The 21676-nt window shown below is 42.2% G+C and carries 20 protein-coding genes; 6 read left to right on the forward strand and 14 right to left on the reverse strand.

Translation table 11 applies throughout. The features are described from left to right. Nucleotides 1–164 precede the first annotated feature (164 nt). The 6 genes from dapA to AB4135_RS06395 all read left to right on the forward strand — a co-directional run bounded on the left by dapA (nucleotide 165) and on the right by AB4135_RS06395 (nucleotide 8615). The gene (gene dapA, locus AB4135_RS06370; RefSeq protein ID WP_371991297.1) at nucleotides 165–1046 is read left to right on the forward strand and encodes a 4-hydroxy-tetrahydrodipicolinate synthase; all 882 of its coding nucleotides are present in this window, start codon (nucleotides 165–167) and stop codon (nucleotides 1044–1046) included. A gap of 6 nt (nucleotides 1047–1052) precedes the next feature. Further along, nucleotides 1053–2153 (forward strand): outer membrane protein assembly factor BamC, encoded by a 1101-nt coding sequence (gene bamC, locus AB4135_RS06375; RefSeq protein ID WP_371991299.1) that lies wholly within the window; start codon nucleotides 1053–1055, stop codon nucleotides 2151–2153. A 753-nt stretch (nucleotides 2154–2906) separates the two neighbouring features. Continuing rightward, on the forward strand, nucleotides 2907–3992 hold the full coding sequence (locus AB4135_RS06380) for an efflux RND transporter periplasmic adaptor subunit (RefSeq protein WP_371991300.1): 1086 nt from the start codon (nucleotides 2907–2909) through the stop codon (nucleotides 3990–3992). Then, nucleotides 3989–7081, forward strand: coding sequence for an efflux RND transporter permease subunit (locus tag AB4135_RS06385; RefSeq protein ID WP_371991302.1), 3093 nt, complete (start codon nucleotides 3989–3991; stop codon nucleotides 7079–7081). Before AB4135_RS06380 ends, AB4135_RS06385 begins: the two co-directional genes overlap by 4 nt. A gap of 713 nt (nucleotides 7082–7794) precedes the next feature. Next, nucleotides 7795–8019, forward strand: coding sequence for a hypothetical protein (locus AB4135_RS06390; RefSeq protein WP_371991304.1), 225 nt, complete (start codon nucleotides 7795–7797; stop codon nucleotides 8017–8019). Nucleotides 8020–8126: 107 nt separating this feature from the next. Next, nucleotides 8127–8615: a hypothetical protein gene (locus AB4135_RS06395; protein WP_371991306.1), complete on the forward strand. Its 489-nt coding sequence runs from the start codon at nucleotides 8127–8129 to the stop codon at nucleotides 8613–8615. Between the two features lie 364 nt (nucleotides 8616–8979). On the opposite strand, the gene AB4135_RS06400 is transcribed toward AB4135_RS06395, so the two are convergent. The 14 genes from AB4135_RS06400 to AB4135_RS06465 form a co-directional block, all read right to left on the reverse strand. After that, on the reverse strand, nucleotides 8980–9180 hold the full coding sequence (locus AB4135_RS06400; protein WP_371991308.1) for a DUF2897 family protein: 201 nt from the start codon (nucleotides 9178–9180) through the stop codon (nucleotides 8980–8982). A 14-nt stretch (nucleotides 9181–9194) separates the two neighbouring features. Then, nucleotides 9195–9932 carry an 8-amino-3,8-dideoxy-manno-octulosonate cytidylyltransferase KdsB gene (kdsB, locus tag AB4135_RS06405; protein WP_371991310.1) on the reverse strand — a complete coding sequence of 246 codons (738 nt, stop codon included), beginning with the start codon at nucleotides 9930–9932 and terminating at the stop codon, nucleotides 9195–9197. Nucleotides 9933–9999: 67 nt separating this feature from the next. Further along, entirely contained in the window at nucleotides 10000–11070 is a 1071-nt protein-coding gene (gene kdnB / locus AB4135_RS06410; RefSeq protein WP_371991312.1) for a 3-deoxy-alpha-D-manno-octulosonate 8-oxidase KdnB, read from the reverse strand. A 79-nt stretch (nucleotides 11071–11149) separates the two neighbouring features. Then, complete coding sequence (kdnA, locus tag AB4135_RS06415; RefSeq protein WP_371991314.1) at nucleotides 11150–12334, reverse strand: 8-amino-3,8-dideoxy-alpha-D-manno-octulosonate transaminase KdnA; 1185 nt, start codon at nucleotides 12332–12334, stop codon at nucleotides 11150–11152. 242 nt (nucleotides 12335–12576) lie between these two features. After that, on the reverse strand, nucleotides 12577–13188 hold the full coding sequence (gene can / locus AB4135_RS06420; protein ID WP_371991316.1) for a carbonate dehydratase: 612 nt from the start codon (nucleotides 13186–13188) through the stop codon (nucleotides 12577–12579). A gap of 164 nt (nucleotides 13189–13352) precedes the next feature. Next, a complete protein-coding gene (locus AB4135_RS06425; RefSeq protein WP_371991318.1) occupies nucleotides 13353–14183 on the reverse strand; it encodes an alpha/beta fold hydrolase in 831 nt (276 codons plus the stop codon). Between the two features lie 50 nt (nucleotides 14184–14233). Continuing rightward, on the reverse strand, nucleotides 14234–14911 hold the full coding sequence (locus AB4135_RS06430; RefSeq protein WP_371991319.1) for a M15 family metallopeptidase: 678 nt from the start codon (nucleotides 14909–14911) through the stop codon (nucleotides 14234–14236). Beyond that, a complete protein-coding gene (gene dapE, locus AB4135_RS06435; protein WP_371991321.1) occupies nucleotides 14902–16047 on the reverse strand; it encodes a succinyl-diaminopimelate desuccinylase in 1146 nt (381 codons plus the stop codon). The genes AB4135_RS06430 and dapE overlap by 10 nt, the downstream gene beginning before the upstream one ends. Next, nucleotides 16044–16388 (reverse strand): ArsC family reductase, encoded by a 345-nt coding sequence (locus AB4135_RS06440; RefSeq protein ID WP_371991323.1) that lies wholly within the window; start codon nucleotides 16386–16388, stop codon nucleotides 16044–16046. The genes dapE and AB4135_RS06440 overlap by 4 nt, the downstream gene beginning before the upstream one ends. Before the next feature lie 234 nt (nucleotides 16389–16622). Continuing rightward, nucleotides 16623–17132, reverse strand: coding sequence for a PTS glucose transporter subunit IIA (gene crr, locus AB4135_RS06445; protein ID WP_371991324.1), 510 nt, complete (start codon nucleotides 17130–17132; stop codon nucleotides 16623–16625). A 56-nt stretch (nucleotides 17133–17188) separates the two neighbouring features. Continuing rightward, the gene (gene ptsP, locus AB4135_RS06450) at nucleotides 17189–18895 is read right to left on the reverse strand and encodes a phosphoenolpyruvate--protein phosphotransferase (protein WP_371991326.1); all 1707 of its coding nucleotides are present in this window, start codon (nucleotides 18893–18895) and stop codon (nucleotides 17189–17191) included. Nucleotides 18896–18906: 11 nt separating this feature from the next. Then, on the reverse strand, nucleotides 18907–19164 hold the full coding sequence (locus AB4135_RS06455) for an HPr family phosphocarrier protein (RefSeq protein WP_371991328.1): 258 nt from the start codon (nucleotides 19162–19164) through the stop codon (nucleotides 18907–18909). 48 nt (nucleotides 19165–19212) lie between these two features. After that, on the reverse strand, nucleotides 19213–19605 hold the full coding sequence (locus AB4135_RS06460) for an ACT domain-containing protein (protein ID WP_371991330.1): 393 nt from the start codon (nucleotides 19603–19605) through the stop codon (nucleotides 19213–19215). Between the two features lie 107 nt (nucleotides 19606–19712). Continuing rightward, on the reverse strand, nucleotides 19713–21353 hold the full coding sequence (locus AB4135_RS06465; protein ID WP_371991332.1) for a methyl-accepting chemotaxis protein: 1641 nt from the start codon (nucleotides 21351–21353) through the stop codon (nucleotides 19713–19715). Nucleotides 21354–21676 lie beyond the last annotated feature (323 nt).

Consider the following 21676-nt stretch of genomic DNA (forward strand, 5'->3'; position numbering starts at 1 on the left):
TGCTATCACATGTTGCTCTATTTGCGATCCTTGTCGTGGTTACAAAATCGAATATTTAATATGTTTCAAGTTGATAATGAATATGGAATGAGTTGCGCACTAGTGCTTGTCTTTAACTGATTCCATCAGTACCATAGCCAGTCCTGAACCCTTGGGGAATACACATGATAAACGGAAGCATCGTTGCCTTAATCACACCAATGAATAGTGATGGCACAGTAGATTATAAGAGTCTTGAGAATTTAGTTGAGTACCATATCGCCCAGGGTACCGATGGCATCGTTGCAGTTGGCACGACTGGTGAATCAGCAACATTGCCTGCAAAAGAGCATATCGAAGTCGTCCAACAGACGGTAAAGTTTGCCGCTGGCCGCATTCCAATTATTGGTGGTAATGGCGCAAATGCCACTGCAGAAGCGATAGAGTTAACAAAAGGGCTATCTAGTGTAGGTGTTGAAGCCATGCTGGGCGTGACGCCATATTACAATAAGCCGTCTCCAAAAGGCTTGATTGCTCATTATAAAGCGGTAGCTCAAAGCACTGATATCCCACAAATATTATACAATGTGCCCGGGCGAACCTCGGTAGATATGTTACCAGAAACGGTGGCTGAGCTGGCGAGTGTTAGTAACATTATTGGTGTAAAAGAAGCCACTGGCGATCTTTCTCGTGTAAGCAAACTACGTAGTTTGTGTGGCGATGACTTTATGCTTTACAGTGGTGATGACGCTACAGCACGCGAATTTTTAACTTTGGGTGGCAACGGTATCATTTCAGTTGCTAATAACATCGTACCTAAAGCATTTAAAGCGATGTGTGATGCCGCGCTTGCAGGCAATACTGCTGAAGCTATTGCTGTTGAAAAGTCTATCCAAAGTTTGTTCAGTGCTTTATTTTGTGAAGCTAACCCAATCCCTGTAAAATGGGCCGCTCATCAAATGGGACTTATCAGTCAAGGTGAAATTCGTTTACCTTTAACTGAACTTTCTAGTGAGTTTCATGGTCTGTTGCTAGAAGCAATGAAAAATGCCCGAATTGAGGTTTAATAATAAATGCTAAAGCAAGTATCACCATTAATACTGATTGCGGCTGTCACAGCGTGCAGTACACCAATTGATAGAAGGCAAGCAAATGATGTCGATCAGCAATATCAAGATCTAACATCTGCGCCTAAACTGGTTATTCCTGAAGGGCTTAACCAACCAACATATAGCAAAGAATATGATATCCCCGAGGTTGGCGCTAAAGTTGATAAGACGCTAGTTGGCAACACTTTAGATATTCGTCCTCCGCTACAGGTATTGCCTATGGCCGCGGGAACGCGTGTCGAAGAGGGTGATGAAAATATTAAAATTATGGTTGAGTCGATTGATAATGACTCAGACCTAAAGCAGGAGATCTTTGATGTATTAAAAGAGTACTTTGCAAGTGAGTCTGTTCAGCTTCGTTCTGAAGACTATGATGCTGGTACCTTTGAGACAGATTGGATTGAAAGCTCTGAAGTTGTTGAGTCTAGCTTTTGGGGAAGTGACAAAATTTACCTGTTACGCCAACGCTATAAGTATGACGTTAATATTCGACCACACGGCCGTAGTGGTAGCGTGACAATCAGTTTGATTGAGCATGAAGAGTCTTATGACGGTGAGCAACAAGAAATTTTGCTTAGTGGAGAAGATAAACGCCGTTATACGATTGATATCTTAAATGATTCTATTAGCTACATGAGTATTAAACGTGCTCAAGCCATGAAAGCTAAGCGTCTTAAGCAAAGTCTTGGTATTGATGTTGACTTGATCTCCGAGCAAGACGAGCAAGCTTATTGGCTAGCAGATGCTAAGTTTAAACGCACGTGGGACCGTTTACGTATTGTTTTGCCTGAGATGGGCTTTGAAATTGTAGATATGGACAGTAACAAAGGTCTGCTTTATATCAATGTGGTTGATGATTCCGGTTTTTGGAGCTCTTTATGGGGTGAGAAAAAGTTGAATTTGGATGAAGGCTCTTACCGCATCGAACTTAAAGATGATAGTGCTGACGACAAAACGCAGATCCACCTGCTTGGTTCTGACAATGAACCATTAGAAAACGAAGTGGTTATCGCCGTCTACGAAGGCTTCTCTGAACTCATGGAAGAAGATCGTAAAGTCCGTTAGTAGATTGCCGTTGTAATGAAGGAGCCTATGTGGCTCCTTTTTTATTGTCTTTCTTTTAAGTGAATAGCTTAATGACTTATTTGCGGCGTTATGGCAATTGCATTAAAAGTTTGACCATTCAGCGGGAATTCAAAATGCTATAAGCAAGCCGTTGGATTTGAGCTAATCGTTATTCTCGACTTTGGTATTCTGTTTCATTCTCGATAATCGCTACTGCATTATTCTACCTTCGACCATCCTTGGTCTCGTACCTCCTAAATCTGACCACCAAGGAGGGCCGAAATGTCTTATTTTGTATGGAACAAAATAGACCACTTAGTCGTATATCCAAAACCCCATAGCGAAGCTTAAAGCGGATTGAAACCCGTATTACCTGAGCCGTTAGGCTAGCCACTGTTGCTTTGAATTGCATTAAGAGGCAATACCATTCGTACCAATGTGCTTTGAATTGAAAAGTCTAAGGAGGGCTGAACGGATTAAATACTTAATACAATTAGAATAATGGCCGTTTCAACTCGATGTCGAATATATAAAACGTTTATGCTCGTTAGTTTTGATTTGTAAACAGTTAAAACTTATTCAGTGCTTAAACGATATATTATTAACTTAGGTAGCCGCTAATCCGCTATTTTCTGCTGAACGAGAGAGTGTGTATAAAATGTGTTAATTGTAAGAAAAGGTAAAACGTATTGAAGCTTAGTATTACCTAGGTAAACTACCCACAATTGAATAACGCAGTTTGTTAGGGAAGTCATGAAAAAAATAACAATAATTATACTAATTGCATTAGCTGCCGCCTTTAGTTACCAATATTTTACTAGCGATAGTGTAACTAAAACCAAAAAATCCAGACCCACTCCTAATGTTGTTGTAGCAAAAGCGGCGATTCAACCTATTCGCGATGAAGTTGAAGCGTTAGGAACAAGTAAAGCCAATGAATCCATCACCGTTACGCCAAAAGTATCAGAAGTGGTTACTCAGGTTAATTTTGATGATGGTGATTTAGTCGAAAAAGGGCGCTTGCTGGTACAGTTACAAGATAGTGAGCAAAAAGCACGTGTTACCGTTGCCAAAGTAAAAGTTAAAGATCACCAACGAGAGTTGGATCGTATTCGCACGCTCGTTACCAGCCAAACGATTGCAGAGCTTGAAAGAGATAGACTGCAAACTCTAATCGATACCGCTAAAGCTGAATTAGTACAATCGCAATCAGCACTTAGTGATAGACGCATAAGCGCACCATTTTCGGGTGCGTTAGGTTTGCGTCAAGTCAGTGTTGGCGCGTTAGTGACTCCTGGTAAAGCAATTACTACTTTGGATGACATATCAGTAATCAAGTTGGATTTCTCTGTGCCAGAGCGCTTCTTGCAATCGTTAGCGATTGGCAAAACAGTAGAAGCAAGTGCTGTAGCTTTCGATGGTGAGATGTTCATTGGCAAAGTGACATCAATTGATAGCCGCATTAACCCGCAAACCCGCGCAGTTATTGTTCGTGCAGAGATCCCAAATCCAAAACATCGTTTACTTCCTGGTATGTTGATGAAGGTTAAACTTATCAAGCAAAGCCGAGAAGCGCTTATTTTGCCAGAATCCGCGATTATTCCCATACAAGACCGGCACTACGTTTATCTAGTTAATGATGAAGGTGTGGTTGAGCAGAAACAGGTAACGCTTGGATTACGTAAACGTGGCTGGGTAGAAATTTTGGATGGTGTTGAGCTCGATGAGCAAGTCGTGATAAGAGGGATCCTAAAGGTAAGACCTGGTGATACGGTTAAAGTAACGTTTAGCGAAAGATTTAGTTTTCTTAAACAAGCCAGTGTGGAGCCAGTAGCATGATCTTAACTGATATTTCGGTTAAGCGACCGGTTTTCGCTTCGGTTATCAGTATCCTGTTAATCGTCTTTGGTCTTGTAGCATTTGAAAAGTTACCGCTACGAGAATACCCAAATATTGATCCCCCTGTTGTTTCAATCCAAACCAATTATCGCGGCGCAAGTGCTGCGGTAGTTGAAAGTCGTATTACTCAGCTTGTAGAAGACCGCATCAGTGGTGTCGAGGGGATTAAACATATTAGCTCCTCAAGCAGTGATGGTCGCTCTAACGTCACCTTAGAATTTGATGTTGGTCGAGATATCGAGGCTGCTGCAAACGATGTCCGCGACAGAGTATCCGGACTATTAAATAATCTACCGGAAGAAGCTGAGCCACCAGAAGTGCAAAAAGCCAACGGTGGTGATGAAGTGATTATGTGGCTAAACCTAGTCTCTGATCAGATGAACACGTTGCAGTTAACAGATTATGCAAGGCGCTACTTAGTTGATCGCTTTTCAGTGATCGATGGTGTGGCGAATATGCGACTTGGTGGCGGTAAAGTTTATGCAATGCGGGTGTGGATAGACCGTCAAGCACTAGCTGCGCGTAATCTTACTGTGGCAGATATTGAGTCAGCACTGCGCTCTGAAAACGTTGAGTTACCAGCGGGGAGTGTAGAATCAAAGGAGCGTCACTTTACTGTAAGACTTGAAAGAAGCTTTAGAACCTCAGACGATTTTGCCAATTTAGTGTTGGCTGAGGGTGACGATGGTTATCTTATTAAACTCGGTGATGTCGCTAAAGTTGAGATTGGCTCTGAAGAGGAACGCATTACCTTTAGAGGTAACCGCGAAGCGATGATTGGTCTTGGCGTTTCTAAGCAATCTACCGCCAACACTCTTGATGTTGCGAGAGCTGCTAATGAGCTGGTTGATCAAATTAATCCAACATTACCAGCCGGAATGGAGATTAAGCGCTCATACGATAGCTCGGTATTTATTGAGGCGTCAGTAAAAGAAGTTTACCAAACTCTATTTATCGCAATGTTTTTGGTTATTGTGGTTATTTACCTGTTCTTAGGAAGTGTGCGGGCGATGTTGATCCCAGCGTTAACGGTACCCGTGTCGTTAATGGCGACATTTATCGTACTGTATGCGCTGGGGTATACCATTAATTTGTTAACCCTTTTGGCTATGATTTTGGCCATTGGCATGGTGGTTGATGACGCGATTGTAGTGTTAGAGAATATCCACCGCCGCATTGAGGAGGGCGATTCGCCTCTTAAAGCAGCATTTTTGGGTGCTCGAGAAGTCGCGTTTGCGGTTGTCGCTACCACATTAGTACTAGTCGCGGTATTTATGCCGATAACCTTCCTAGAAGGCGACTTGGGTAAATTGTTTAAAGAGTTTGCCGTTGCCATGAGTGCAGCAGTCATCTTTTCCAGTATCGTTGCATTAACGCTAAGCCCGATGATGTGCTCGAAAGTATTGAAGCCTGCTGGCCAATCTTCTTGGTTAGTCAGACAGATAGACAGTGGTATGGATAAGCTATCTGCTGGATATCGAGCATGGCTTAGAAAAGCTATGTCACACCCATTCTTGGTTTCATCGCTCATTCTTATTGCATTGGTAAGCAGTGCATACCTTGCCAAAGAGGTACCGCAAGAGTTTGCACCAAGAGAGGATAGGGGCTCAATGTTCCTTATCGTCAATGGCCCTCAAGGCGCAAGTTTTGAATATATCGAATCTTATATGGATGAGATTGAAAACAGGCTGATGCCGCTAGTTGAAGCCGGTGAAATTAAACGCCTGCTTATCCGAGCGCCACGTGGTTTTGGTCGTAGCTCAAATTTCTCTAATGGTATGGCGATTATTGTATTGGAAGATTGGGCGGTGAGACGCAGTGCATTTGAGATCATCGGCGATATACGCGGTCGGTTGTCAGATCTTGCTGGTGTGCGAGCGTTCCCGGTGATGCGGCAAGCATTTGGTCGCGGGGTTGGTAAACCGGTACAGTTTGTATTAGGTGGCCCAAGTTACGACGAGTTAGCCCGTTGGCGCGATACAATTCTTGAAAAAGCAAAAGAAAATCCAAACCTTGTCGGGCTCGATCACGACTACAAAGAGACGAAGCCGCAACTGCGGGTAGTGATAGATAAAGACAGAGCGTCAGATCTTGGGGTGTCTATTTCACATATCGGCCGCACGCTCGAGTCGATGCTAGGTTCACGATTAGTGACTACCTTTATGCGAGACGGTGAAGAGTATGATGTGATTATTGAGGGGAACCGAGAAAATCAAAATACTGCAACCGATCTTGAAAATATCTATGTGCGTTCAGAGCGTTCAAAAGAGCTTATTCCATTGTCTAATTTGGTTAGCGTGGAAGAGTTTGCCGATGCGAGTCAGTTAAATCGTTATAACCGTATGCGAGCAATTACCATCGAAGCGAACCTTGCTGATGGTTATAGTCTAGGTGAGGCACTTGAATACCTCAATGACCTGACTCACGAGTATCTACCAGCTGAAGCGATTGTTAGCTATAAAGGGCAGTCGTTAGATTACCAAGATTCAGGTAATTCAATGTACTTTGTGTTTATCTTAGCGCTCGGTATTGTATTTCTGGTATTAGCAGCTCAGTTTGAAAGTTATGTGCATCCAGTGGTGATTATGCTCACCGTTCCGCTCGCGACTTTAGGTGCGCTAATCGGCCTATGGTTGACTGATCAAAGCCTTAATATCTATAGTCAAATTGGTATAATAATGTTGGTGGGTTTAGCGGCTAAGAACGGTATTCTAATCGTTGAATTTGCTAATCAACTTCGTGATAAAGGCATTGAGTTTAAAGATGCTATTATTCAAGCTTCAAGCCAACGTTTACGCCCCATTTTAATGACGGGTATTACAACGGCAGCAGGAGCGATTCCGCTAGTGATGGCGCAAGGCGCTGGCGCTGAGACGCGGTTTGTTATTGGTGTAGTGGTGTTATCAGGTATTAGCTTGGCCACTTTCTTTACCCTGTTTGTTATTCCTGTCGCTTACTCTTTGCTTGCTAAAAATTCCGGTTCACCAGAACTTGTAGCCCAGCAACTTGAAAAAGAGCTCGCTGAATAACTATTTTTCTAAAAGAGATAGAGAGATAAAAAGGCGCATTGAGCGCCTTTTTTATGTGGCAAACGGCATGCAAATCGAACTACATGCAGTTAAAGGCGTTTGGTTACTTTTTTTGTAATTCGCACTGATAATTGTTGAAGTGAGTAAGAGGTGGCTTTTTCATCGTAGCCTCGAATTGTTGTAGTATGCATAAAGTTAGCATGGATTTTGAAGAGATTTACCAGCCACTATAAAACCTCGGATTTAAGGTTCACAAAGGCTGAATACCATTTGCTGAACAAACTGCCCGTCAGTGCATGGGTTACTGATTAGTGGAGTATTATGCGTAGGTTTATAGTTGGGCTTTAATTAGTTGGAACGCTATGCCTTTATGCTGCTCAGATATTGAGCGTGAAATTCAAATTCCGGAAAGCGAACTTTTGGCTGTTTGTGAAAGAGACTCATCTTTAAGCGTGCAGCACAATGCAAAAGCAACAACTCGCAAACGGGTGAAGTTATTGATATTAAAACACCCAAGAGCGGTGTTTGGATTAGCCTTATTTAAAGGGGCAAATATTATCCACATATTCAAATGGTAGTATTACGCTGGGATATGATTAAGTTCAAACAAAAAAAGCTAAAAGGTCAGCGCTGTTACTAAACGCAAAAGTCGTTGGTGACGAGTGTTATAAACATAATGAGGCGTTAGTTGTACACCTAAAAAGGAGTCTACCGTGCATCAATCAAATTTTTCAAAATGGGCTTTGTTAGTCTTTTGTTCAATAGTATCACTTGTGGGTATTTTTCAATTCGGTCAATTAATTGGTTTAGCAATATTCTCCAGTGATTTTAGTGTAAATTCAATTCAGGTTTGGCAAGTAGGGCTCATTGGTTCAGGTATTTGGGGGGGATCTGAATTTGTAAGAACCATTAAAAAATTGAAAGCGTCACCACGGTAAAACGAACAAGGGTTTAAAGCAGGACTGCTAACTGTCTGTTTGGTTTGTCTTGGTTACACATTTTTGCAAACAATTATTAATGGCCTTAATAAGGGAGCGTTGTGGTTTTGAACATAATTCGATTTATCTTTGTGGTGCTAATTGGGGGTTGTACATCGTCTGAAAATCAGGTGATTGGTTATCTTGGCTTTGCTGGTAATGAGAAATGGGCAATTCAATTTAACGACTGTGCGGTAGTTTCATTTGAACAAGCTCAACAATATATCTGGTTTGATCGAGATTTAAGCTCGATAAATTGTTATACGCTAAAAGATAGTGATACATCAGCAATACGAAACAGACCAATCCGAGTTTATTCTCAACCCAACAAGCATTCAGAATATAAGGACATAAATAAATTCTCTGAGTTAACGGTCTCGGAATCTGGTTGGGGTACTTTTCCTAGTGTTTATGAAAGAGTCGACTCAAGTTGGTTTAAGGTTGTCGATGGTTGGGTTTACTTGAATTCCGCAGATAAAGTTTTAGTTGATTTCTATCCAGGCTCCCAAAGTATTGCAAAGAAAAAAGAACACGACGCATATTTTTTTAATCACTAATGATAGTGAGTGAAGGGGACTTTCCTCACGAGTAAACTGCGCCACTTGTCGATGCTCGGTATTTCTACTCAGTTTAGCTTGAGTGGTTTCAGTGGTAAGTTTGAGTGCCTTGGTCTTGATCTCTGCGACTTAACTAAGCGTAATGTTTCAAAAGACAAGGTCTTTAAAACACAGGCTTTGTTATGGCTTACTCTTTGTTGACTAGTGGCTTGCCTCGCCTGAAATACTTAGCCAACAACTTGAAAATAGTTAGCGAATTAAATATTGATAAGGTAATGCTTGGCAATAAAAAAGGCGCTTAAAGCGCCGTTTTTATTGCCTGAATCTAAAAGCAGATTAGAGGGAGGCTGAGATAAGTAAACTGCTATATGTCGTCTTTGCTCTTATCTGAAACCTGAGATTTTTCTTTATCAATAGACTCAGGCTTTTTTTCATTAGTCGGCTTTTTATGATCTTTACCAAATTGAGTCATCTTGAACTTTGCACTGTATTTCAGGACTGCCAAGTTACTGGCAATAACACCAATTACCAACAAAATGATGAGACCAACTTCAAGATCAGACATAAACTTATCCTTAATTAATCAACCGCTAATCGAGATTCACAGATACGAATATCTTCTGGTGTATCAACTTCAGGAGAGTCAAAGGCACTGATGGCGACTTTGATTTTATGACCGTGTTCTAGAGCACGCAATTGCTCAAGTTTTTCAAGATCTTCTAGGCGACCTAGTGGTAGCTTGGCAAACGTGTGTACAAATTTTCGTGTATAAGCGTAAACACCTAAGTGCTTGTATACCGGGTAGTCATCGGTATCACGGCCAAAAGGAATGCGTGCACGAGAAAAATACAGCGCGTTAAACTCATTATCAAACACAAGTTTCACGTGCTTAGGATCGTTAAGCTCTTCCTCTTCGGTAATTTGAAAACCGAGAGTCGCCATTCCGAACTCACCAGGGTGGCGTTCAAAAAGACTAATAATTTGTTCTATCGAAATAGGATCGATAAGCGGCTGATCACCTTGCAGATTGACCACTAAGTCATCTTCAGCTAGACCTAGCTGGGTAATCGCATCTTCGATACGGTCGGTACCTGATGCAGCTTCTGCACTTGTCATGACAACTTTTCCGCCAAAGCCTTCAACAGCCTCTTTGATGCGATCGTCATCGGTAGCGACGTAGATATCAGTCAACCCTTTTGCAAGCGATGCACGCTCGTAAACATGCTGGATCATTGGTTTGCCATTGATTGGAGCCAGTGGCTTACCTGGAAAACGGCTTGAGCCGTATCGAGCAGGGATTAACAAGGTTACATTCATTCAATTTACCTAATAATAAAATTAATGGGCTCCTTTATAGAAGCCCATTTAGTATCTAAAAGCGAGTTTAGATACGACGGAATAGCTTAGTTAGCATTTCGTCGGTGACTTTCTCTTCCCAACCTTCGCCATAAACATTGTCCCATAATGGGCCCATGCTCTTAGTTACGGCAACCATCTTGGCGATAGTTTCATCTGGCAGATCACGACAGATATTTTTTGGAAGTACGATGTTGTGGGTTTCCATCATCTTACGGAACTCTGCAACGCCTTCTGGGTAGAACTCTTCAAGTACGTCAAATGCTAAACAGTTTCCGATGCCGTGATGGTAACCTAGCACATAGCCTAGGCCATAAGAAACGGCGTGACATGCACCAACTTGGCTATAAGCAATGCTCATTCCGCCCATGTACGAGGCCATCATTAACTTGTCATCTTTCTCTTCATGATTATCGATAAAGACTTCACGACAAAGATCCATCGACTTTTCAGCGAAAGCTTTAGCAAATTCATTAAGGTAAGTCCCTTCTAATGATTCAACACAGTGGATGTAGCAATCCATACCTGTGTAGAACCATTGGTCAGTCGGTACGCCAGCGATGAGTTCTGAGTCCATAATGATCTGGTCAAATACAGTGTAATCTGAGTTAAGACCTAGCTTACGAACGGGACCGCAAAGTACTGCTGTACGAGACGCTTCAGCGCCTGTACCTGAAACGGTAGGGATCCCAATGTGATGTACTGCTGGGTTTTTGATCAAATCCCAACCTTGGTACTCGGCACTGCCACCTTCGTTGGTTAGCATTAAAGATACTGCTTTGGCCAAATCTAGAGTAGAACCACCACCAAGACCAATTACACTTACAGGAAGCTTAGTGCTAAATGCTTGTACTTGTTCAGTTAATGCATCAACTTGTTTAGTTGTTGGCTCATCGTCAACGTTAACGTACACCACTAAATCGTGTGCTTTAGCAGGTACACGTGCACCAAGTGGCTTTTTTTGATGAACATCGTCTACCAAGAAAACGACGAAATCATCTTCGCTGTTACGTTCTTCAGCAAGAACGGCATCTAACTGTGCGAAAGATCCACGTCCAAAAATCATTTTTGGTACACATTTGAAATTTTTAAAACTCATTACAACATTCTCCGTTGAGATTATTACTGTAAAAAGTGCCGCGGGTCATATAAATGAAGTCGCGGCATATAAAATGTGATTAAGCGAAAGCGCGCTTAATGTTTTCAATACGTTGGTTAACCTCTTCTTCAGTCCAAGAAAGTTTAATCAACATTGAGATAGTACGACTCATAATGGCATCAGACTTAGGTACTGATACTTGAGTATAGTCAGGTCTATCTTCGATTAATGTGATCGGCAAAGCTGCTGGCGACTTAAGCTCTTGGATATGTTTCCATTGATTTAGGTAATGCCAGTTGTTGATATACCAGTAGAAACACCCGTCAACGCCATTTTCAGCTAGCTTTTTGTTGATCTCAATAGTACGTGCTTCAGTTGGCATAAAGAAAGTGAGGAAACCAGCAGAATCACCAGCTGGATCTGGGATTTCACGGAATGTTACTTCTGGGATCTCTGCCATTGCATCTTTGATAACTTTTTTATTGGTACGTTGAATATCAATTATTTTATCAAGCTTACGTAGCTGTGCTAAACCCATAGCAGAGTTCATTTCAGAGATACGGAAGTTCAAGCCCATGATAGGGTGGCCTTCAGCGCCGCGGTCGTTACCTACATGGTCATGGCCATGATCTGAGAACATGTGTGCGTGGTTGTAAATTGTTTCGTTATTGGTGATTACCGCTCCACCTTCACCACAAGTGATGGTTTTTACCGAATCAAATGAGTAACAGCCTACATCACCAATTGTACCAAGCGCTTGGCCTTTATAGCTGCCACCAATGGCTTGGCAAGCATCTTCTAGTATGACGAGGTTGTGTTTGGCACAAACGGCTTTAATTTCGTCCATTTTGGCCATTGAGCCACACATATGAACTAGGTTAATTGCTTTAGTCTTAGGGGTGATAACCGCTTCAATGCCTTCAGGAGATAGACAAAGTGTTTCATCAATCTCTGCAAAAATAGGGACTGCACCTGCCATGAAAACAGCTTCTACAGAAGCGACAAAAGTGAAAGGCGGTACAATAACTTCGTCGCCAGCACCGATGCCAGCTGCTGCCATTGCTGTTTGCAATGCTGCCGTGCCACTCGATACTAAATGTGCGTGCTTTGCGTTCATTTTTTCGCAAAGTAGCGCTTCCATTTCACGGGTCTTCCAACGATCATTACGCATATGATCGAAGTTATAACGGAATGTAAAACCATTCTCCATTACGTCTGCAACTTCCTGCTTCTCTTCAGGACCAAATAATTCAAAACCAGGCATGGAAATTTCCTTAGAATTCACTGCGCATAAAAGCGCTAAAAATAACTAATGGATTATAACTGCGATATGGGGGTAACTGCGAGATTTCTTGATGATTTTCTTCGGATATATATCAAATAATGCTTAAACAAACGATTTTAGCGCGATTGAGTTACTACGAAGAGGCCGATTGTCTGTAAATTGTAACATAAAAGGCTACCACTCTGGGGCGAATGATAGCCATTTTAAGCTGTCAACAATGCTTATTTAGAAAGCTCGCTTTCTCTATTGATTGTGACATCTAAGTCAGAAAGTAGACCATTTTCAACACTGTAGATCCAGCCGTGAATAGCAACATCTTGCCCACTATGCCAAGCTTCTTGCACGATAGTGGTGCTGCTGACATTAGCCACTTGTTCCATTACGTTCAGTTCGCACAGTCGATCAAAACGAGCGTCTTCATCCAGTTTATCTAAGTCTTGTTTGTGTAAGCGGTGAATATCACGCAGATGGCCAAGCCAGTTGTCAATTAGGCCTAATCGCTCAGTACCCATCGAAGCCTTTACGCCACCGCAACCATAATGCCCAACAACCATAATATGCTTTACTTTCAGTACTTCGACTGCGTACTGCAGTACCGACAGACAGTTAAGATCAGTATGAATGACCATGTTAGCAATATTACGATGCACAAAAACTTCGCCGGGCATAAGATCGATGATCTGGTTAGATGGCACTCTACTGTCGGAGCAGCCAATCCATAAGTATTCAGGGTTTTGCTGTTTAGCTAACTGCTCGAAGAATTTAGGATTTTCTTCAAGAATACGTCCAGCCCAGCGTTTGTTATTATCAAAAAGCGGTTTTAGTAATTTCATTCTGCTCTTATTTTCAGTCAGTTAACGAGAACATTGATGCGTTGCCAGCATAGCACTAATAACTTGCCATGCTGGTCTATTCAGTGGTGCTAATTGCTCGGTAACAGCATAGAACACAAACCTTAACTAATTGTTAAAGTGTGACACCACATGGTAACAATCCCTTAGTCTGTGGCTTTTAAAAACTGACTAAGCTGTTTATTAACAAATTCAGGCTGTTCAAGCGTTGATATATGCCCTGCATCAGGAATGTGAACAAACTGACTGCCGTCAATGATATCGTGCATTAGATAGCTTTCTAGCACCGAGCGTGCCTTATCTTGCAAACCCGCCATGATTAAGCAGGGAAGCGTAAGCTTATCTGCATCCTCGGTAATATCTCGTCTACCGAAAATCATCTTGCCCAATCGATAAATAGTGTCTATCTGTTCATTATCAAGGTTTGCTAAGCGAGTATTAAATGTCTCTACTAACTCTACATTTTGCTGCTCAGCAAAAAATAACGGCACTATTGCAGCGCGCAGTGACGTTGAAACATCTTGCTCTTGCTTAATCACCTCAAGCATGGCGTAGTATTTGTCACGAGTGATTTCAGGCTCATAGCCGATAAAGCTGTTTAGCATAACCAAACGTTTGACTCGTGTTGGCGCCGCAAGGGCAAGTTCTGCGCCCCACATTGCACCAACAGATAGGCCAATGATTGAAAACTCTTCAACCTCTAAACTGTCCATCAAAGCAAGCATCTGAGTCGATATATCGCGAAGGTTACGGTTTTTGCTAGGCATTGGATCTGACAAGCCATGGCCCCATAGATCTGGCACAATACAGCGATAATGTTGGCTCAATAACTCAATCTGCGGCGCCCACATTAGTGCGTCCCACAGGTAGCTATGCCCAAATAAAAGGGTTGGCCCTTGACCAATATCAATAAAACTTAGTGTCTGCTTATCGATAGTATACTGTTGTCTATGAGCGGCGAAATCTGGATTTTTCACGAGGTATTCTCTGTCAAGTGTGAATTTATTAGATATTAATTAATACAGTTTTACTGCGGAGTAGGCGCTACTCGAAAAACGTACTCTTGCACTAAGCTCTCTAGGTTAGTGAGTAACGATTCTTTATGCAATACTGAAGAGTCTTGCAGTATCTTTCGTAATATTTGCGAGTCAAAATTATCTATAAAGCCCTTAGATACCGGAAAGTAACTCAAATGCCAAGGCTCAGCACTCACACCACTTAGCCCTTGCTGAAAAGGAAAGTAAAAGCCAAACTGCTCAGCGTTGTTAACTAGCCAAGTATAAAGTTGATGGCAGGGGCCATTCAACGCGTATTCTTGCGGTATAAGTTGTAACTTGTCCTTTGATATAGCTTTGCCATCAAAAACATCGATATCAGTACCCCAATGATGACGTGAAGTTCCAGGTAGCGCTGACCACAATAAGATTAATGCTATTATTTGCTCTGGGCTTTTTTTATCAACGTCTACAGGCTTGGAGTCTGAATCGAGCAACACTCGCTTACCACTGGCTTTTGCATTCCAAATTAGCTGTTGCCTATCAAAGTCACGAAAAGCGGAACATATCGCTAAGTTAATACCGTCTTTAGCTGCAGAGGTACGCATCTTTTCAAATGCGACAGCGGTTTCACTCTCGAGTAGAAAGCCGCAGTACTCAACTAAGTGAGCACTGCTAAGTCCGTAAAGATGAGGCGAGGCTACTGGCAAAGTAAGTTTTCCAAAATAGCTTCGTAGCATAGCGTAAGTTGCTCAAGATCTGATACTTTTACGCACTCATTGACCTTATGGATAGTGGCATTGACAGGACCTAACTCTAGGACATGTGCTCCAGTAGGGGCAATAAATCGCCCATCTGAGGTACCACCTGATGTTTGTGGGTCAGTGTCTAACCCAGTCACTTTCTTAATCGCATCACGGGTCGCATCAAGTAATGGCCCATCGCCGGTTAGAAAAGGTAGGCCATTGAATATCCAACTAATATCGTAATCTAGTCCATGGGCATCGAGGATATTAAGCACTCGCTCGATTAAGATCTCGGCAGTCACTTCGGTGGAATACCTAAAGTTGAACATTACTTCTAGTGCACCTGGGATAACATTTGATGCACCTGTACCACCGTTGATATTGGCTATTTGAAAGCTGGTCGGTGGGAAGAACTCATTGCCGTTGTCCCACTTCATACGTGCTAACTCATCTAGCGCAGGTGCTGCCTTATGAATTGGGTTATCAGCTAGGTGAGGGTAGGCAACATGCCCCTGTATTCCCTTAACAGTCAAGTTGCCGGTTAAGCTACCGCGGCGGCCATTTTTAACAATATCACCGAGTTTATGGGTTGATGACGGTTCACCGACAAGTGACCAAGTGATCTTTTCATTGCGAGCTTCTAAGGTGTCGATGACGCGCGTAGTACCGTTAATAAACGGTCCCTCTTCATCGCTGGTAATGAGAAAGGCGATTGAACCATTATGATCTGGGTGCTTATTAACAAATCGCTCCGTGGCGACAACCATCGCGGCAAGTGAGCCTTTCATATCTGCCGCGCCACGCCCATGGAGGTAATCATCAATGACTACGGGCTCAAAAGGCGGCGTATGCCAGCGATTGAGATCGCCAACGGGTACGACGTCAGTATGACCGGCAAAACAAAAAACGGGGCTTTGTGTGCCTTTTCTTGCCCACATATTGGTGGTGTCTTCAAACACCATATCTTCAATATTGAAACCGGCATCTTTTAGTCTATCAGCCATCAAAGTTTGACAGCCCTCATCCAGCGGTGTGACTGATGGCCGAGAAATAAGGTCTTTAGCCAGTGCAAGTACTGGTGAATCGTTCAACTGGCTCATAGACCAAACCACCCTTTATAGTCAGCCTCTTTGAAGCCAACCATCACCTTGCCGTTATCGGCTAGTACAGGGCGTTTTATCAAAGTCGGGTACAACACCATTAATGCGATGGCTTTTTTCTCGTTGATGTCGTTTTTCTCTGCATCAGTGAGGTTTCTAAAGCTAGTACTACGTTTGTTAAATAAGGTTTCCCAACCGACAATAGCAGACCATTCTTTTACTAACTCTTCGGTAAGCCCATCTTCACGAAAGTCGTGAAAATTAACGCTAAGATTATTCTGTTCAAGCCATTTGCGGGCTTTACGCACGGTATCGCAATTCTTAATGCCGAAAAGTGTCAAGGTGGGTACTCCATTATCTATTTTTTTGTGTTTCGCATTGTGGCATTGGTTTTATAAAGGCTCAAGATGAAATCGTGCCGTAATGCTGTTAATGAGGTTTATTCACGCCAATGTGAGAGTCATCTGAACTTTGTTTGCTTAACGCTTACATAGTGACAACATTAAGCCCAATGGGTTTCATTAGGCTATCCACATGCTATATGAGATTCATACAGCGCGAGCATTAGGCTGAGGCTATAATATTGCAGAAAAGATGATATCTTTTCCGGCTTCTAAGCTTCCCTGTTTCTTGTCCAGACTTTGGATATCTTCCATATTAGCTATTAGCACTGGTGTTAGCAGGCTATCTGCATGTTCTTTTAGGTATTCAATATCAAACTCAAGAATGGGTTCTCCCATTTTCACCTCTTGCCCCTCTTCGGCTAGACGTTGAAAACCGTTTCCTCGGAGCTCAACTGTACCAATACCAAAGTGGACGAATATCTCTAAACCTTGAGGAGATTCAATGCTGAAAGCATGGTTGGTCTCAAAAATTTTACCTATGGTTCCGTCGATGGGCGCAACAATATGCTTACCCATTGGCGCAATCGCTAAGCCATCACCGACTATTTTTTCAGAAAATACTGCGTCAGGTACTTTCTCGATAGCAACAATTTTGCCTGAAACGGGCGCGTATACATTTACACTTCCCGCGATGTCTGTTTGTCCGGAAACAAGACGTCTAATGCGGCTTAAAAATCCCATTTATTTGCCCCTTGGAATCATTATTATTTTCAAATTGGACTGCATATATTATATCTCTATAAACTAAGACCTGTTAGATAAAGATTTAATTCTTCGATTCTTTTTAATTTGTGTGCCTGTTTTGCCATTGCTAAACAGGCTTGGAGTGACCTCGCCCTAATGGCAGATTTGACTTCAAGTAATGAAGCTAAGTTGACACTGAGCTCATCAATGCCCATTCCTACCAAAAGCGGCGCTACAATTGGATCACTGGCTAGCTCACCACAAAGCGATACTTTAACATTGTGTTTTTTTGCACTATCTATCGTCATTTGTATCAAGGTTAATATGGCGGGCGATAGTGATGGGTAATCTCTTGTTAGTTGGGGATTAGTTCTATCTGCTGCCATAGCATATTGGGTTAAATCATTGGTACCTATACTTATAAAGTCAAGTCTTGGTAGCATGGATTCAAGATTTATCACCGCAGCGGGAGTCTCCACGACTATGCCATAGCTTAGCTGACCAAAGCCTTTTTCTTCTTCATTTAAACGGGCTTTACACTGCTCTATCAAGTCGAAAAGGGTGTCTAGCTCTTCAACTTGATTAAGCATAGGAAACATCAATCTAATCGGCCCATGGTTCGCGGCCCGCAAAATAGCCTTAAGCTGAGTCATCAATATTTCTGGGTGGGCAAAGGTGTAGCGTATACCTCTCACTCCTAACGCTGGGTTGTCCTCACAAGCGGGATTTAAACAAGGGAGTTCTTTATCCGCACCAACATCGAGTGTGCGTATGGTAAAGGGCTTGCCATCCATCAGGTGCAGCGCATCACAGTAGAAGTGATACTGAATTTTTTCCTGTGGAATGGTAGTGGTGTTCATCAGCATAAATTCTGTTCTGAACAAGCCGATCCCTTCCGCACCAACGTCTGTGAGGTGGCTTATTTCATTCAAGCTACCGACATTGGCAAGTAGTCCTACATTATGACCATCAAGCGTTTGTGTCGGTAGATCTTTAAGCAATAGTAGCTGTTGCTTATGTGCTTCATCTTGTTGACGAAGCTCGGTCAATTTTTTAAAGGTTTCAGCAGTGGGCTTAAGATGCAGCTCGCCATCAATAGCATTTAGAACGACTTCATCGCCGTTATGGATCTGCGCTCGGGTGAATTGACAACTTAGCAGGGCGGGTAAGCCTGCACTGCGAGCCAAAATAGCGGTATGGCTAGTAAGCCCGCCGGTATTTAGCACTAATCCTGCTATGTGCTCAAGTGGTAACATGGCAAATTCAGCTGGGGTCAAATCATGTGCTAGTACAATAGTGGGCTGAGTTAATTGGCTGAGATCTAGGTGCTGCGCACCACTTAGTCTCGCTATTAACCGGCTGCCAAGACATAACACATCCTGGGCTCTATTAGCGAGATAGGGGTCGTCGAGTTGCTCTAGTTCAGATGCTTGCAGTGCAAAAACCCTTTCAATCGCAACGGCGGCATTGATCTGTAGTTGTTCAACTTCCGCTACAACCAGTTCCAACAGCGATTCATCATCTAAAAAGAGTATGTCTGCTTCTATAAGATCATAGTGGTCAGAACCAACTTCAAGTTTTGCTAAACCTTCTTCTAAATGACACTTTTGCTTTGTAAAAGCCTGAGTTAGTTTTCGTTGTTCATCTACTATTTGAGCTGTTGGTAACCTACGGTAGTCTATTTTTTCATGATGCAGGTTTAAATGCAGCGCCTGTCCAAATGCAACTCCTGAAGAAACAACAATACCTTTAATAGACATGACGTAGCCTTTTAACTAAGAGTGATCAGTAATTCGGAAACTTCTTCTACGGCTTGCTCTGCTTGTTCGCCGTCTGCAATCACCTTCACTTCGATACCATAATAGAGCCCAAGAGTTTGCAGTTTAAATAAACTTTTTGCACTGGCCTGTTTACCGTTACATTCAACTAAAATATCGCAATCGAATGACTTTGCCTTTTTAACTAAAAGAGCTGCTGGGCGAGTGTGTATACCGTGTTTGGCGGTAATGGTGACTGTTTTCTGATGCATATATTTTCTCTATCTAGCGCAAAGCGAGTGGCTAATTGGTCATCGTAATTATTCTTGATGATTAATTATCTGATAGTTCTTTTTCTTGAGTGCTTTAGTGGCCTCGGTAAGTGTTTCTTCTTTTACCAAAATATAATCAGTATCAAAGGTAGAAATGGCAAAGATTGATATTTTTTGCTCGGCAAGTGCACCAGAGACACTCGACAAAATACCTGTCATAGAAAAACCTAAAGGCCCCAGCACTTCTAAACAACTCCAGCCATGCTCTTGCTCTATGCTGTCAATTTCGAAAGTGGAATCAACCACCACCGACAACTCTTCTCGCGTCTTACCGATAAAATAGATCTCTTGCTGGAATATGCTGTTTGGCACGATCGTGTCAGGAGCTAGGCTATGGATAGTAAAAAGCTGCGGATGAACAGCTAATGTCATACGTGCCATAAATTCAATTCCGTTTAGATGAGTTTTCCAAATTGAATTTAGCTTAACATAGTTTTAGAAATGAAAAAGGGGCAAATAATGCCCCAGATTTAGTGTGGATAAGGTGCTTAGTTTACCTTGAACTGACCTAACGTTTTTGCTGAGTTCTGGCTAATTGATTGCAAAGATACCGCTGCATGATGGTTACTTTCATTAGCTTTCACAGACACTTCTGTTAATTCGGTAATACTACAAATGTTGCGGTTAATCTCTTCGGTAACTAAAGATTGCTCTTCTGTTGCACTGGCTAATTGAGTGTTCATGTCACTAATATGTGCGATTAAGGCTAAGATTTCTCCCAGAGAGTCACCCACTCCTTTAGCTTGTGTTTGTACCTGTTCTGATTGTTGTTGGGTGCGCTCATTGCTGGTGACTACCGAACCTACTCCTGATTGGATCTCTGTAATGATCTTCTGTATTTCATTGGTTGAATCTTGAGTACGGTTAGCAAGCGCTCGAACCTCATCGGCGACAACTGCAAAACCACGGCCATGAGCTCCTGCTCGGGCTGCTTCAATTGCTGCGTTGAGGGCTAATAGATTAGTTTGGTCGGCTATGCCTCTAATCACATCCAAAATACTGCCAATTTGTTTTGATGAACTGCCAAGTTCATGGGTGATCTGCTCTGATGTTTTGAGCTCTTCAACTAAGCGCTGGGTATTGTCTAAAGTACTGCCCATTTTTTCCATGCTTAACTGTGCTTGCTGTTTGACGCTGTTCGCGGCATCGGCAGCTTGATTGGTACTACTCGCCATTTCGTGGGTAGTCGATAACATTTCGTTAATAGCAGTGGCGACGCTACTGGTTTCTTGATGCAGATGATCAACGCTGCTATTTGATTCTTGTACCGCATTAAGCAAGCGATTAGCATCATCATCAAGGCTTTTACCCAAAGGCTGCAATTGGGCGACGGTATCAGCTATTTTAATGACAAACAGATTAAATGCTTCAGCAAGTTCTGCTACTTCATCTTTACCTTTTGTAGGCAATCTTTTGGTTAAATCGCCTTCGCCCTGAGCGATATCTTTCATCGCTGCAATCGCATCTTTTAGTGGCGCAGTGATAGAGAGATTGAGCATCAGAAAGAAACTGAAAATAGGAATAGAGATCATCAACATAATGACTAAGTAATCTATCGCCATTGAATACATGACTGAGGTTATCTCGCTTTTGTAGCTACCTGTTATCAGTGTCCAATTCCAAGCAGGGTAATATCTCGCTTCTACCAATTTACTTTCTAACTGCCTAGTTTGAGGATTATTAAAGTTCACCTCTCCCTGTGCACTACCGGCAGACGAAGCCTTTGCTACCAGCGCTGAAAGTGTACTGTCATTGCCCGGTTGGTTGATGCTCGCGATGTTTCTGCCGATTGCTTGATTATTGCCACCATGAGCCAAAATAGTGTTGTTGTCATCGGTTAGAATGAAAAAACCATCGTTACCAAAATTGATTTGGTTCACCAAACTTGCTGATTCGACTTTTGCTTCAGCTTCAGAAATTTTTCCATTAATGACTTGCTGTCTATGGGCCTCAATAATGCTGACTACAGTATTAAGTTGAGCATCATTCTGTTCCAGCTTTTGTGTCACAAGATTGTTATATTGTTCATTGACTGAAAAACTGGCAAAAACAACTGTGCCAATCGCAGCAAGCATAAGCATTAAAATTAGTCGCTGAAGGATGGTGAGTTGTCTTAATATGGCTGTCATGATGGTGAAGCTCTATTAGTGAAATAGTAGGCTAAATGTACCGTTTATTTTGCCTAAAAAGAACAGCTAAGGTTATGTTTATTTTTAAAATGTTAACTACATCGTTTCTTATACTTTTATTTATTCGCAGTGGCTTAATTAGGATTAATGCGAGGCGTGGTTGACTCACGACCTTTTACTTGAAGTTTAATGTTCTAAAGGTAGTGAGATTAACGAATAGGATCGGCTAAAGACTGTACTGGTTAGCAATAATTCTCGATTTTAGCTATGTTTTTGCTTTGTTTTGTTAAAGGTTTGCGGCACTATGAAACGATTACAATAAG

It is taken from the genome of Shewanella sp. 10N.286.54.B9 (assembly GCF_041468565.1).
Classification (GTDB): Bacteria; Pseudomonadota; Gammaproteobacteria; order Enterobacterales; family Shewanellaceae; genus Shewanella.

Bases quoted from the DNA above. Each gene is read 5' to 3' on its own strand.
- kdsB (WP_371991310.1), bottom strand. From the start codon at position 9,932: ATGAATGTAACCTTGTTAATCCCTGCTCGATACGGCTCAAGCCGTTTT.
- crr (WP_371991324.1), bottom strand. From the start codon at position 17,132: ATGGGATTTTTAAGCCGCATTAGACGTCTTGTTTCCGGACAAACAGAC.
- dapE (WP_371991321.1), bottom strand. From the start codon at position 16,047: ATGAGCCAGTTGAACGATTCACCAGTACTTGCACTGGCTAAAGACCTT.
- AB4135_RS06385 (WP_371991302.1), top strand. From the start codon at position 3,989: ATGATCTTAACTGATATTTCGGTTAAGCGACCGGTTTTCGCTTCGGTT.
- AB4135_RS06460 (WP_371991330.1), bottom strand. From the start codon at position 19,605: ATGGCACGTATGACATTAGCTGTTCATCCGCAGCTTTTTACTATCCAT.
- kdnB (WP_371991312.1), bottom strand. From the start codon at position 11,070: ATGAGTTTTAAAAATTTCAAATGTGTACCAAAAATGATTTTTGGACGT.
- AB4135_RS06465 (WP_371991332.1), bottom strand. From the start codon at position 21,353: ATGACAGCCATATTAAGACAACTCACCATCCTTCAGCGACTAATTTTA.
- dapA (WP_371991297.1), top strand. From the start codon at position 165: ATGATAAACGGAAGCATCGTTGCCTTAATCACACCAATGAATAGTGAT.
- kdnA (WP_371991314.1), bottom strand. From the start codon at position 12,334: ATGCCTGGTTTTGAATTATTTGGTCCTGAAGAGAAGCAGGAAGTTGCA.
- AB4135_RS06455 (WP_371991328.1), bottom strand. From the start codon at position 19,164: ATGCATCAGAAAACAGTCACCATTACCGCCAAACACGGTATACACACT.
- AB4135_RS06380 (WP_371991300.1), top strand. From the start codon at position 2,907: ATGAAAAAAATAACAATAATTATACTAATTGCATTAGCTGCCGCCTTT.
- bamC (WP_371991299.1), top strand. From the start codon at position 1,053: ATGCTAAAGCAAGTATCACCATTAATACTGATTGCGGCTGTCACAGCG.
- can (WP_371991316.1), bottom strand. From the start codon at position 13,188: ATGAAATTACTAAAACCGCTTTTTGATAATAACAAACGCTGGGCTGGA.
- AB4135_RS06400 (WP_371991308.1), bottom strand. From the start codon at position 9,180: ATGTCTGATCTTGAAGTTGGTCTCATCATTTTGTTGGTAATTGGTGTT.
- ptsP (WP_371991326.1), bottom strand. From the start codon at position 18,895: ATGTCTATTAAAGGTATTGTTGTTTCTTCAGGAGTTGCATTTGGACAG.